At 54.9% G+C, this 13,561-nt stretch carries 10 protein-coding genes and 1 pseudogene; 9 read left to right on the plus strand and 2 right to left on the minus strand.

Features of this window, described 5'->3' with window-relative positions:
* The first annotated feature begins 147 nt into the window (after positions 1 to 147).
* On the plus strand, positions 148 to 1,338 hold the full coding sequence (locus ACQKPA_RS11900; RefSeq protein ID WP_427492410.1) for an epoxide hydrolase family protein: 1,191 nt from the start codon (positions 148 to 150) through the stop codon (positions 1,336 to 1,338).
* Positions 1,339 to 1,481: 143 nt separating this feature from the next.
* Here the strand turns inward: ACQKPA_RS11900 and ACQKPA_RS11905 are convergent, their stop codons facing one another.
* Entirely contained in the window at positions 1,482 to 1,775 is a 294-nt protein-coding gene (locus tag ACQKPA_RS11905) for a hypothetical protein (protein WP_427492411.1), read from the minus strand.
* 48 nt (positions 1,776 to 1,823) lie between these two features.
* Positions 1,824 to 2,702, minus strand: coding sequence for a helix-turn-helix domain-containing protein (locus tag ACQKPA_RS11910; protein WP_427492412.1), 879 nt, complete (start codon positions 2,700 to 2,702; stop codon positions 1,824 to 1,826).
* A 125-nt stretch (positions 2,703 to 2,827) separates the two neighbouring features.
* Between ACQKPA_RS11910 and ACQKPA_RS11915 the strand changes: the two genes are divergently transcribed.
* From ACQKPA_RS11915 to ACQKPA_RS11950, 8 genes and pseudogenes are all read left to right on the plus strand, one after another.
* Positions 2,828 to 4,117, plus strand: a complete 1,290-nt coding sequence (locus tag ACQKPA_RS11915) for a Gfo/Idh/MocA family oxidoreductase (protein WP_427492413.1) — start codon at positions 2,828 to 2,830, stop codon at positions 4,115 to 4,117.
* 113 nt (positions 4,118 to 4,230) lie between these two features.
* Positions 4,231 to 6,048 (plus strand): cache domain-containing sensor histidine kinase, encoded by a 1,818-nt coding sequence (locus ACQKPA_RS11920; protein WP_427492415.1) that lies wholly within the window; start codon positions 4,231 to 4,233, stop codon positions 6,046 to 6,048.
* Positions 6,023 to 7,621, plus strand: coding sequence for a response regulator transcription factor (locus ACQKPA_RS11925; protein WP_427492417.1), 1,599 nt, complete (start codon positions 6,023 to 6,025; stop codon positions 7,619 to 7,621). Before ACQKPA_RS11920 ends, ACQKPA_RS11925 begins: the two co-directional genes overlap by 26 nt.
* Positions 7,622 to 7,743: 122 nt before the next feature.
* On the plus strand, positions 7,744 to 8,658 hold the full coding sequence (locus tag ACQKPA_RS11930) for a carbohydrate ABC transporter permease (protein ID WP_009595490.1): 915 nt from the start codon (positions 7,744 to 7,746) through the stop codon (positions 8,656 to 8,658).
* A gap of 5 nt (positions 8,659 to 8,663) precedes the next feature.
* Positions 8,664 to 9,503: a carbohydrate ABC transporter permease gene (locus tag ACQKPA_RS11935; protein WP_427492420.1), complete on the plus strand. Its 840-nt coding sequence runs from the start codon at positions 8,664 to 8,666 to the stop codon at positions 9,501 to 9,503.
* 78 nt (positions 9,504 to 9,581) lie between these two features.
* Entirely contained in the window at positions 9,582 to 10,898 is a 1,317-nt protein-coding gene (locus tag ACQKPA_RS11940) for an ABC transporter substrate-binding protein (RefSeq protein WP_427492422.1), read from the plus strand.
* A gap of 21 nt (positions 10,899 to 10,919) precedes the next feature.
* Positions 10,920 to 12,566, plus strand: coding sequence for an MGH1-like glycoside hydrolase domain-containing protein (locus ACQKPA_RS11945; RefSeq protein WP_427492424.1), 1,647 nt, complete (start codon positions 10,920 to 10,922; stop codon positions 12,564 to 12,566).
* 23 nt (positions 12,567 to 12,589) lie between these two features.
* Positions 12,590 to 13,496 (plus strand): annotated as a pseudogene (locus tag ACQKPA_RS11950) (glycoside hydrolase family 43 protein).
* Positions 13,497 to 13,561 lie beyond the last annotated feature (65 nt).

Here is a 13,561-nt window from a genome sequence, read left to right on the forward strand (position 1 = left end):
GAAAGTCGTAATTTAACAATACGTCGGCATAAGATGGAAGTCGATCTATTTCTTTTAAGGCACTCCGGAAACCTTGACATAATGCTGTCAGGAACACCCCCATATAATAAAAACATAAGCCAACACAATAAGAGGAGGAAATAAATCATGACAAATCAAACGACATCCGGCCGCAATTTGAACACGGAGGCGGAGATCCGCCCGTTCCGCATCGACATCCCGCAGGCAGAGCTCGACAACCTGAACACCCGGCTGGATCTGACCCGCTGGCCGGACCAGCTTCCGGGCTCCGGCTGGAATTACGGCGCTCCGCTTGAATTCGTCAAACCTATGGCAGACTACTGGAGAACCTCTTATGACTGGCGCAAAGCGGAAGAAAAGCTGAACGCTCACCCGCAGTATTCCACCATCATCGACGGTGCCCATATCCACTTCTTCCATATACCTGCTGCTGAACCGGAGGCCATGCCGCTCCTGCTGATTCACGGCTGGCCGGGATCTCCCGTAGAGTTTCTGGATCTGATTGGACCGCTGACAGACCCAACCTCCTACGGCGGAGATGCTCGGGATGCATTCCATCTGGTGATCCCGTCCATCCCCGGCTTTGGTCTCTCCGGTCCGACAACCGAGGCAGGCTGGACTTCCGGCCGCACGGCTAAAGCCTTTGGCGAGCTGATGAGCCGCCTGGGCTATGAACGCTATGGCGTGCAGGGCGGCGATATGGGGGCCATTATTGCACCGGAATTGGGGCGTATTGCCGCGACACAGGTGTCAGGGGTACATGTAAATGCGGCTACGATAGGTTTTGTTCCGTTTGGTCCGGTTGATGATTCAGTTGCTGCATCATTTACGGAAGCGGAAAAGATCCGGCTTGCACGCCTCGGGCAATTCATGAGCGAACGCTTCGGGTTTAATTCCATTCAGTCCTCCCGCCCTCAGACTCTGGCATACGGTCTGACCGATTCGCCGGTTGGGCTGCTTGCATGGACATCCGAATTGTTCTATGGCTTCGGGGACTATCCGGAAGCAGTGGACCGTGATCGGTTCCTAACCAATCTGATGCTGTACTGGCTGACGGGAACGGCTAATTCCTCGGCCCGCATGTATTACGAGAATTCGCATGACCCTGCGGCATGGGCGCCCAAAGATCCGTCCCCAGCACCTGTTGGCGTCGCTGTATTCCAGCAGTCCGATGTCGCGATCAAACATATCGGAGAGCAGAACAACAACATTGTGCACTGGAACGAGTACGACAGGGGAACCCATTTCCCGGGAATCGATGCGCCGGATCTGTTAATCTCGGATGTAAGGCAATTTTTCCGGGGCTTGCGACCATAACCAATGATGCATAACACTCTGTGCGAGTCTTCGCCTGATACCGTAAGGAGCTATAGATAAAGAGAACATCCTCCAATGATACGTAAAACAGCCTGAACAGAACCGAGCTCCTCTCGCTCCCGTTCAGGCTGTTCGATATTCCATCATCTTTTCATATCAACCAACTGCACAAGATCCGAGGTTACGGTATACGTATAGGTTGACCGCATCTGCGGCCCTTCCCCATGTTCCGGTTCGCAATCTTGCGCGATTATAACCGTGAAGCCATTTTCGTTCTCCATAGTTTCGACAACATGGTTAATCGTTCCCAAGCTCGCCCCGCACGTTGGTACTTTGTCCATAACCTTATCAAGCGCAGCATCGCTGTCCATACTCTGTTCTGAGGCACACCCTGATATTAGAACGACAACCATGAGTATCACGCACATCATACGCATAACATCAACTCCCTCTATGTCATAGACGTATATTCCCTCCATTATGTTCTATAGGTCAAATCGCCCTTGCTCCTTATACTGCTTCCTGTATGTCCTCGGCGACAGCTGAACCGTCCGCTTGAACATCTTCCCAAAATGGGAGAAGTTGCTGAAGCCCGCTCGCCAGGCGATATCCGTGATGGAATCATCGCTCTCCCGCAGAAGACGCTGCGCTTCCTTAACCCGAAGCAGGTTCAGATAATCGCTAAAGGTAAACCCCGTCGTCTGCTTGAACAGCCGACTGAGATAGTGCGGGCTGATTCGGAACGCCTCCGCTACCTCGGGCAGTGTTAAGGCCTTCTGGTAGTTGTCGTTAAGATACCGGACGACCGCCTGGGTCTTCGGATGAAGAACCGGCTCCGTATCGGCCGAACGAACCGTACCCAGATGCCGGCTGCGGTAGGCGAAGAGCAGCAATTCGACCGTTCGGTGCCTCAGCAGCCAGCTGCTTCCCGTTTGGGGATGGATCATCTCATTCACCATATCGCCGACCATTCGCTCCACCACTTCACTCGCTGGCGAAGGAAGCCTTAGAATCGGAACGTCCCAGCCGAACGGCTCCTTCAGCCCTTCGGCCAGCTCAGGCGGTACAGCCAGATCCGCGAACAATTCGGGGCTAATATAGAGGACAAGGCGATCATGGTCGGGCCGGCCGCTGTCCAGCGTCTTATGAACGGCATTCCGGTCCACGAAGACAATATCACCGGCTCGAACCCTATAGGAGCGATCCTTGATGAAGTATATTCGCTCACCCGATAACAGGTAGTACAGCTCATAATGATCGTGGAGATGGTCGACCGACATCGAGAAATAGCCAATGCGGCGGTCATACTCCATGTTCAAATATCCGGCGGGATCGTGGTAATCTGCTCGAAACGGCTTGGTCATGTCGCTGCCCCCTTCCCTTGGATTATAGCAAAATATGCGGCATCTGAAAGCGATTGCGCATGAAATGCGGTGAAAGCAGTGCTCCCTTGTTATAGGCTAGAGCTATATTCAAGGAGGCGATAGAGATGAGTGACAAGAAACGTTATGTATTGGTCGGTACCGGCGGCCGCGCCGAATTTTTTTATGGCGCCCTGGCCCAGAATTTCCGCGACAAATCCGAGCTTGCTGCCTTTTGCGATATCAATCAAACCCGCATGAATTACGCGAATCAGCTGCTGCGGGAAAAATATAAATACGCCGAGGTGCCTACCTACCCCGCGGACCAATTCGACCGGATGATTGAGAACGAGAAGCCCGACTTCGTCATCGTGACCAGCATCGACCGGACCCATCACAAGTATATTATCCGCGCGATGGAGCTTGGATGCGATGTCGTGACCGAGAAGCCGATGACCATCGATGAGGAGAAATGCCAGGCCATCCTGGATGCCGCCAAGCGGACCGGACAGAACATCAGGGTCACCTTCAACTACCGTTACGCCCCCCACCATACCAAGGTGCGGGAATTGATCATGAACGACACCATCGGCCAAGTGACTTCGGTTCACTTCGAATGGCTGCTGAATACCCGCCACGGCGCGGATTACTTCCGGCGCTGGCACCGGGACAAGCGGAACAGCGGCGGGTTGCTCGTTCATAAGTCCACCCATCACTTCGACCTGGTCAATTTCTGGATCGGTTCCCACCCTGAAACCGTTTTCGCATTTGGCGATCTCATGTATTATGGTAGAGAGAATGCCGAAGCGCGGGGCGTTACGCAATTCTATAATCGCGCGACCGGCAACAAGGTTGCGAAAGAGGACCCTTTTGCGCTCCATCTGGATTCCGATGCGCATCTCAAAGCCATGTACCTGGATGCCGAACCGGAGGACGGCTACCAGCGGGATCAAAGCGTATTCGGGGACGGCATCAGCATTGAGGATACGATGGGCGTCCTCGTGCGATATCAGAACAAGGCCATTTTAACGTATTCGCTGGTCGCCTATCAGCCGTGGGAAGGCTATCGCATTGCCATCAACGGCACCAAAGGCCGGATCGAGATGAACATTGTCGAACAATCCTACGTCAATTCATTGGGCGACAAGAGCCTGGAAGGCGCGTTAATCGGCAAAACGCTACGGGTACTTCCGATGTTCGATGCTCCGTACGAGGTTCACGTCGAGGAGCAGCAGGGCGGACATGGCGGAGGCGACCCGGTGCTGCTGAATGATCTGTTCGGGGAACCGGTGGAAGATCCGTATGCCCGCGCGGCCAACCATATCGATGGGGCGAGATCCATACTGACAGGAATTGCAGCCAACCGTGCCATCGCAACCGGCATGCCTGTACGAATCGGTAATCTGGTTCGTTTCTAAGCCGTACACGGCTTCAAGCAACTTTTCTTAATCAAAGGCTGCGTATTTCACGCAGCCTTTTTTCACATGTCGCAGACCGCCTTGATATCCGCTTTCCGTAAAGGAGGAAATCGATGTTCTTCTCATTAAAAAGCCGTCTGATCGCCTTTATCGTCGCACTCTTCGTCCTCTCTTTCGGCACGCTCTCCTTCCTGCTGTTTACGGAATCACGCACCGTGATCCGCTCCTACATCGAATCCTCGGCTCTTGAAAAGATGGAGGAATACGGTTCCTATGTGGATATGGTCCAGATGCAAATTTATGATGTCGCATCTCTGGTCTTCAACAGTGACACGGCCAAGAACTGGGATAACGCCATCAGCGACCCGCTGCTGCCCGAAGGGGAGAAAATGCTTGCCAATCTTGCGATGAGCCGATTTCTCACCCAAGCGACCAACAGCTACACCAGTATCTCTGACGTATCCATCTACCGGCGCAGCGGGCTTCGGGTCGGCGGCGAGAACCAAGTCGAAAGTGACCCGGCCTTTTTGCGGGAATCGTGGTACACGAACTTCTTCGCGTCCGGAGACCGCTGGCTGCCAGCGCATACGGACCAGCATGAACGCGTCCGGGATCATGGCAATCCCGTCGTCAGCCTGCTGATGCCCATCGGGACCTTCCATCATGCCACGGCACAGAACGTGATGAAGGTTAACGTCAGCGAGTCTTATTTTCTGGAGCCGCTCACTCGGATCCATTTGGCCAAGAACAGCACAATTTTTCTGTTGAATGAGCAAGGAAGCCCGATTCTATCCCAGCAGGCGCATGAGCTCGGCGCCGGAGCCCTATCGGAGATCGATCGCATTCGAAACGGTCCGCAGAAATCCGGCGTTGTCTATCTGACCAACGATGAGGGGCAGCGCGACATTATGGTTTACAAGAAGCTGGGGCGCACCGGCTGGATGCTGGCCGGCCTCGCGCCCGAGAAGGAGCTGTACTCCTCTCTTCATAAGCTGCAGAGCACGATTCTGGTGGTCACGGTCGTTCTGATCCTGGTCTCCCTGTTTGCTGCGGCATGGCTCTCTTATGGCGTCACCAAGCCTTTAACGCGTCTGGTGCTGGCGATGAGGCAGGTGCAGCGCGGAGCCTTCGACCAGGCCGAGTCCGTTCTGCCTCCTGACAAAAACGTAAAGAGCGAGGTCAGTTACGTCATCTCCACCTTCCGCTATATGATCAGCCGCCTGCGGCAGCATATCCAGAACGAATTCGAGCTGAAACTGCTCCGCCAGCAAGCCGAATATAAAGCGCTGCTCATGCAGATCAATCCCCACTTCATGTTTAACACGCTGGAGCTGGTGAGCAGTCTTGCCATGCAGCGCCGGACGGATGATACCGTACAGGTGATCGAGGACTTGGGCAAAATGATGCGCTTCTCCATGAATACCAGCGACGATCGGGTCCCCCTAACCGAAGAGCTGGCTTATGTCCGCCACTATATCTCCATTCTGCAAACCCGCTTCGGACATAAACTCGACATCTCCATCCACGAGGAAGGCCGGCTGGATTCGCTGGTGATGATCAAGTTCATTCTGCAGCCCTTGATCGAGAATGCGGTCAAATACAGCTTTCAGCATCAAACCACGGCACAGGTGGACATCCAAATCAGCAGGCAGGGTAACCGCCTGCATCTCCGCGTCGCGGATAACGGTCCCGGCATGCCCTCCGAAATCATCCGCAAGCTCCAGGATCCCGCGGCGGCCTCCCAATTGGAGCCGATCCTCCGAAGCGAGAGCTGGCACATTGGACTCGGCAACGTGATTGCACGCTGCCGCTTGCATTACGGCGACTTATTTGCCGTTCATATCAGGAACGGAAACGAAGCCGGCACATGCATCGAACTGATTCTACCGGTACAGGAGGAATATCATGTACAACGTATTGATCGCAGATGACGAGATCGAGGTTCGTGAAGGGCTGAAGCTGAAAGTCGATTGGGAGGCACTGGGCTTTTCCATTACGGGAGAGGCCGGGAATGGCCTGGAAGCCGAGGAGCTCTTGAAGTCCAATCCGTATGACCTGCTCATTACCGACATGAACATGCCGGTCATGGACGGCGTCCGGCTGCTGGACGTTTGCCGGAGCCACAATCCGTCCATTCAGATCATCATCATTACCGGATACGAGGATTTCCAATACGCCAGAGCGGGCGTCCGCAGCCAGGCCATGGATTACTTGCTGAAGCCCGTTACCCGGGACGATCTGAAATCCGCCTTAAGCAAAATCAAACACGAATTGGATAAGAACCGCAAGGTACGGGACGATTCGGAAATGATGCAGTGGCGGCTATCCCAGTATTACAAAGAAATGAAGGAACGCTTCCTGCTGGATCTCGTGCGCGGCAACCCCCTGTCCCCCTCTTCCCTGCCGGAACGGATTCGACTGTTCCACCTGGAGGATTGGCAGGATGGCCGCGTATGCTTCATTACCGCAGGCATGAGGGAATCCGGCATGCAGAAAGCGCCTCAAGGCCGCTCGCCCGAGCAGCTCTGCCTTCCGTTCGAAATGGTCTGTCATGAAATCGCCGAGTCTTATCCGGGCGGCGTTCTAGTGTTTTATGATGCAGCTCATCCCGGCATCATGCATTTCATTGCGCTTGACGGCATTCAGCATGAATTCGCGGATAAACTCGCTGTGCAGGCAGCATCGTATTTAACCGTGGAGGTGCAGGTAGGACTCGGGCTGCCCGTGTCGGGACTTGAGCGCTGGAAAGAGGGTTATATTCACTCCCTCCTGGCCTGGAATCTGGCAGGACGCCAGAACGGACCGGAACAGGCAGCCGTAACCGACCAAAATCCGTTGCTGCCGGAGGAAACAAGCCGGGCGCTTCATCGCTGCCTGATCCGGGGCGAATTGGAATCCTTCCGCAGCATCATCCGGAGGGAGCTGGGCGAGGCATTCCGCCTATCGCCTTCCCGCTTGGTACGGAGCCTTTTTCAAATCACGCTGATTATGGAATCCGCCGCCTTCGACAACATACGGCATTCACAGGGAGGGGGGCCTCTATGGATTTCACCCGAATGGGTTTTATGGCTGGAGACCCCGGAGCAGGCGGAACGCCTGCTGATGCAGTGGGCACAGGATTTTGTTGACCACCACCTGGAATCCGGAGACGGAGACGCTACCCTGATTGAATCCGCCAAGCGGTATATCGAGGAAAATTACATGCAGGAATTATCGCTGACCTCGCTGGCCGAGCAGTATAACTACCACCCTACCTACTTCTCGGAGATGTTCAAGGAAGGGGCTGGGGTCTCGTTCATCCAGTACGTTACGGAAGTTCGGATGAAACACGCCGTACGCCTGCTGCAGGAGACCCGATTGACGGTATGGGACATAGCCGAGCTGACGGGCTTCTCTTCACCCGGCTATTTCAGCTCCAAATTCAAAAAAATGTTCAATCAAAGCCCTTCCGAGTTCCGACTGTCGCAATCCGAAAAAATCGAACACAATGATCCGAAGAAATGAGATTCCGCCCTCTCTCCTCCCCCGGTATGATGTGTTTACCGGGCGCACCGACATACCGATTGTAAGCGCTTCAGGCCGTTAGGTAACCGCCCATGCTCATCCATCCTGAAGGGAGGCACATTATGAGAAAGCTGTCCAAGCCCTTATACGGCCAGCAGAATAAGACAGCCTACTTGTTTCTTCTGCCTTGGCTCATCGGCTTCTTCTGTCTGACGCTGGGGCCGATGATTGCCTCGCTGTACTTGTCCATGACCAAATTCAACCTGCTGTCATCGCCGACTTGGACGGGACTCAGCAACTATGTCCAGATTTTTACCGAAGACGATACGTTTCAACGATCCTTGTGGCTAACGTTCTATTATGTGTTCTTATCCGTGCCGCTGAGACTTGCGTTCGCGCTGCTGATCGCGATGGCCTTGAACAAGGGCATCCGCGGACTCGGCATTTACCGGACCGTGTATTACATCCCTTCCCTATTGGGAGGCAGCGTTGCCATTGCCATCGTCTGGCGCCAAATCTTTGACGGCAGCGGACTGGTCAATCAGTTCCTCGGCTGGTTCGGCATCACGGGCCCTTCGTGGATCGCCCACCCCGACTATGTGGTGTATACGATTATCACGCTGTCCGTCTGGCAGTTCGGATCGGCCATGGTCATCTTCCTTGCCGGTCTGAAACAGATTCCAACTGATTTATATGAAGCATCCGGCGTAGACGGTGCCGGAAAGATCCGTCAATTCTTCGGCATTACGCTGCCGATGCTGTCACCCGTTATCTTTTTCAATCTGATCATGAGCATGATCAATTCGTTCCAAGCCTTCACGCCGGCCTACGTCATCGGGGACGGTCGGGGAGGACCGCTCGACGCCACGATGTTCTACACCTTGTACCTGTATCTGAAAGGCTTCTCGTTCTTCGATATGGGTTATGCCTCGGCTCTGGCATGGATCATGCTGGTCATCATTGGGGTGTTCACCGGAATCGTTTTTCTTACATCAAAATTCTGGGTCTTCTACGGGGATAACCAGGAAGGGAGGTAATGGATATGCCGCTTAAGCGACAACTGGTTCAAGCCGGGAGGCATGCCGCCATTATCCTCCTCGGCCTGCTCATGCTGTACCCGGTGCTGTGGCTCATCTTCAGCTCGTTTAAACCGAATCATCTCATCTTCACCAACAGCAGCCTCATTCCGACAGCCTTTACGCTGGATCATTACGTGAACGGCTGGAAGGGGCTCCAGGGCATTTCCTTCGGCCGATTCTTCGGCAACTCCGTGCTGATTTCGGTCATGAGCGTCATCGGGAACATCGTTTCCTGCTCCCTGGCAGCCTATGCCTTCTCGCGATTGAAGTTCAAACTCAAGGGCCTATGGTTCAGCATCATGCTGGTGACGATAATGCTCCCTTACCATGTGACGCTGGTGCCCCAATACATTCTGTATAACGAGCTTCATTGGATCAATACGTATTTCCCGCTCATCCTGCCCAAATGGCTGGCGCATGACTCCTTCTTCATTCTGCTGATGGTTCAGTTCATCCGCGGCATTCCGCGGGAGCTGGACGAGAGCGCGACCATCGACGGCTGCGGACAATCGCAGATCTTCTTCCGCATCGTGGTGCCGCTTCTCGTCCCTGCGCTGATTACGACGGCCATCTTCACCTTCATCTGGAGCTGGGACGACTTCTTCAGCCAGATGATTTATTTAAGCAAGATTGATTTGTTCACTGTACAGTTAGGGATCCGATCCCTGTTCGATCCTTCGGGGCAATCGGATTGGGGAGCGCTTCTCGCCATGTCCACGCTGTCGCTGCTGCCTGTGACGATCATCTTTCTGGTGTTTCAACGGTATTTTCTCGAAGGCATTGCCACGACCGGCCTGAAGTAGCCTTAAAGGAGCTTCCTGTCGTGTTGCGAAAAAGCGTGCTGCAAATGAACCAATTATGATTAGACTGGGGGATTATCCATGTTAAAGAAATGTTTCGTTGGCATGTTGGCTTCGCTCCTATTATTCGTCACCGCCTGTTCCGGAACGGATCACACGGGAGAAGGCGGAAGTACGAACGCAGGGGCTGAGCCGAGCGGCCAGGTCGAGCTGCGTATGATGTGGTGGGGCGACCAGAATCGGGCCGATATTACGAACGAAGCCCTGAAGGTGTTTCAGAACAAACATCCGAACATTAAAATCGTCGGCGAATTCTCGCCTTCCTCCGGATATTTCGACAAGCTGAACACTCAGCTGGCTTCCGGCACCGCGCCGGATATCTTCTTCCTGGGTGGAAACGTGGTGGACTACGCCAAAAAAGATGTGCTGCTAAACCTGGATCCGTATGTCGGCAGCGAACTGAAGCTGGACGGCATGGATGCCGCCATGGTGGAATACGGCCGCCTGGATGGGAAGCTGCAGCATATTTCGGCCGGCGCAAACGCCCGGGGAATCGTCATCAACAAGGCACTGTTCGAAAAGGCAGGCATTCCTCTGCCGGAGCAGGATTGGGATTGGGAGGAATATGCCGCCATCAGCAAAGAACTGTCCGACAAACTCGGGGACGGCATATACGGCACCTATAATTTCACCGTCGACGGAATGGATATCTTTCTGAAGCAGCGCGGAAAACAGCTGTATGATATGGAGAACGGAAAGCTCGGCTTCGCGAAGGAAGACATTCAGGAATGGTTCGAGTATTGGGAACAGGCTTCGAAGGCCGGCGGTGTCGTTACGCCTGAACTTCAGGTGTCCAATCCGCACGATGATACCAGCAAATCCTTGCTGATTACGGGAAAAGCGGCCATGAGCCTCCTCCCTTCCAATCAGCTGGCCGCGTTCCAGAGCATGACGGAAGATCCGCTCATCCTCCACCCGGTTCCAAGAGGTCCGAAGGGTACGGGCGTGGTATTCGAGTCCAGCCAAGGACTATCGGGATATGCCAACACCAAGCATCCGAAGGAAGTCGCCGCGCTCATGGACTTCTGGATCAATGATCCCGAAGCGGCCAAAATCCTCGGCAACGACCGCGGCGTGCCGGTGACGGAAGCCAACCGCAACCTTCTCCAGGAGGAAGCGGGCCCTGTGGAAGAGATTGTGTACAATTATACGAGCCTCGTATCGGAAGCCACGAAGACCGAGCCTTTTGACGTAAGTTATAATCCACCGGGATTCGCCGAGTTCTCCAAGCTGGCCCAGACGACGACCCAGGAAATCGGTTTCGGCCGGAAGAACGTCGAGCAGGCCGTTGCGGACTTCTACAACGGCACCGTGCGCATATTTGAATCGAATCAATAACAAGCTTTCAAGGAGGCAGACATGACAGAAGCTATGCTGGACCGGCTGCGCCGGATTTCGATACCGGATCGGGTGCAGCCGGGTAAACCGGAAGACCGGAAGCTGCTGCAGGAGTGGCAGACAACTGGCGTCCGTTTCGCGGCATCGGGCGGATGGCTGGAAACGGCTTATTATACCGCGCTGGAAAAGCTGCTGACCTGCATCGTGCCGATGAACGGCAGCGATCCGATTCTGCAGGAGGGCGGGATCTATCTCGGCTGCTGGCTGGAGAGCACCGGCACCATCAACGCGGAACTGCTATCGCGACTGATCCCTTCGGTCTCGGAAACAACCTACCTCGCCTTTGCCGATCAGCAAAGAGAGGATGGGCTGCTCCCTTATAAACTGACGGAGAACGGGCCCTCGTTCCGCCAGATCCAGCTCGTCACGCCGCTGGGGCGCTGCGTCTGGAACCACTATGAGCTTCATGGAAGGGATCTCTCCTTCCTGAATACCATGTACCAAGCCATGTCGCGTTACGACGATTGGATCGCGCGATACCGCAACACCCGGGGAACCGGCTGCGTGGAGGCTTTCAGCACTTTTGATACCGGGCATGATCTGTCGCCCAGGTTCTGGCATGTTCCGGATACACCTTATAGGAACGATGCCGCCGCCTTCCACCCGGACTCCCCGGTTCTGCCCTTCCTGGCACCGGATTTGACGGCCAACATCTACTGTCAGCGCATGTATTTGGCCCGCATGGCCGAAGAGCTCGGCGAATCCGGAGCCGATTGGAGGGCCAAAGCCGAAGCCAGCCTGAACAGCCTCTTCCGTTACTGTTATGACGAAGAGGATCCATTCTTCTATGACCGGGATCGGAACGATGAGCTGGTCAGGGTCCAATCCGACGTGCTGCTGCGCGTGATGGCCTGCGAGGTGGGCGACCGCGAGCTGTTTGACAACATGCTGCGCCGGTATTTGCTGAATACCCGCAAATTCTTCGCCAAATATCCGTTTACGTCCATAGCGATGGACGATCCGCGGTTCGATCCGAACTCTTCTTACAACAGCTGGGGCGGGCCGTCCAATTTCTTGAGCTTGATCCGGGCGCCGCATGCCTTTGAACATCACCACCGCTATGTCGAGCTGACCTGGGTGCTGCAACCGATTCTGTCCGCCTTGTCCAAGGCGAAGCGCTTCCCGCAAACCTTGAGCCCTTGGACCGGTGAAGAGGGCTTTACCGAGGTGTATTCCCCCTCCATTCTGTGCCTGCTGGATTACGTGGAACGGCTCTGCGGCATCATGCCGATCGGATCGGATCGGCTGTGGTTTACAGGACTGCTTCCGGTCGATATGGACCATGGCGAGGAAGTCGCCGGCAACACGGCCTATAGCCGAACCGTGGACGGGCTGCACTACGAATTGGTGAATACCCCGGACAACGTCACCGTATACCGAGAAGGCCGCGTTCATATTCAAGGGCCTGCCGGGATTCGGCTGGTTACGGACCGCAGCGGACAATTGGAGGGCGTGATCGGCATGAGCGTGCGTACCGTTGAAGGCGAGCTTCGCTATCAAGAGACGTCCATTCCGATCCGGATCAAAGGCAATGAATTGCAGCTGTATTCAGGCGGAGATTTGAAGACAAAGAGGGATATCGGCATCATTTATCCTGCCTATCGTTAATTGAAGGAGGTGAACGCTTAAGCGTGAAAACGGGAGACATTCAGCTTCGGGACCCCTACGTACTGCCTGATCCGGCACAGCGAATATACTACATGTACGGCAGCACCGACAAAAATATATGGAAGGAAGGAAACGGCTTCGATGTCTATATCAGCCCGGATCTAAACGATTGGGAGGGCCCTTATCCGGTCTTTCGCAAACCGGGACGGTTTCTTCGCGGACGTGAACGCACCCGAAGTCTACTATTACCATGGGCGTTACATCATGTTTGCCACCTTCCGCCGAAAAGATAACGATCTGCTGGGCACTGCGGTGCTGTCGGCTGAGCTGCCGACAGGGCCCTTCTCCCTTCATAGCAAAGGGGCCGTGACCCCTGTCGACTGGAGTTCCCTGGACGGGGCGCTCTATATCGACGATACGGATCAGCCGTGGATGGTGTTCTGCCACGAGTGGCAGCAGGTCGGCAACGGCGAGATTTGCGCCATGCGCCTGAGTCCCGATCTCATGGAAGCCGCCTCAGAGCCCGTGACCCTGTTCCGTGCCTCCGAGGCCGCTTGGGCCACGCCGTTCCGCTCGCCTCGCTTTCCCGGATCGGGCAACTATGTCACAGACGGCCCGTTTCTGTTTCGGACAACGTCGGGGGGTCTGCTCATGTTATGGGCCAGCTTTGTGGATGGCCGATACGCGCTCGGCGTTGCCAAGTCGCCAACCGGCAAGCTGACGGGTCCCTGGCTTCAAGAGCCCGAACCCTTATATTCCAGCGACGGCGGGCACGGCATGGTGTTCCGTACCTGGGATGGGCAGCTGATGCTGACCGTGCATACCCCCAACCGCACGCCAGATGAACGGCCGATCTTTATTCCCGTCGTGGAGGACGGAGACAGCATCAAGTTGGATGGGATGTATCGGACAACACGTATGCCCAAGTAAAGTCTCTAAACAAAAAGGCCGCTCTCCATGAAAATGGCAGAGCGTCCTTTTTAATACTTTTTTTG

This window comes from Paenibacillus sp. NPDC093718, assembly GCF_050279985.1.
Lineage (GTDB): Bacteria > Bacillota > Bacilli > Paenibacillales > Paenibacillaceae > Paenibacillus_AQ.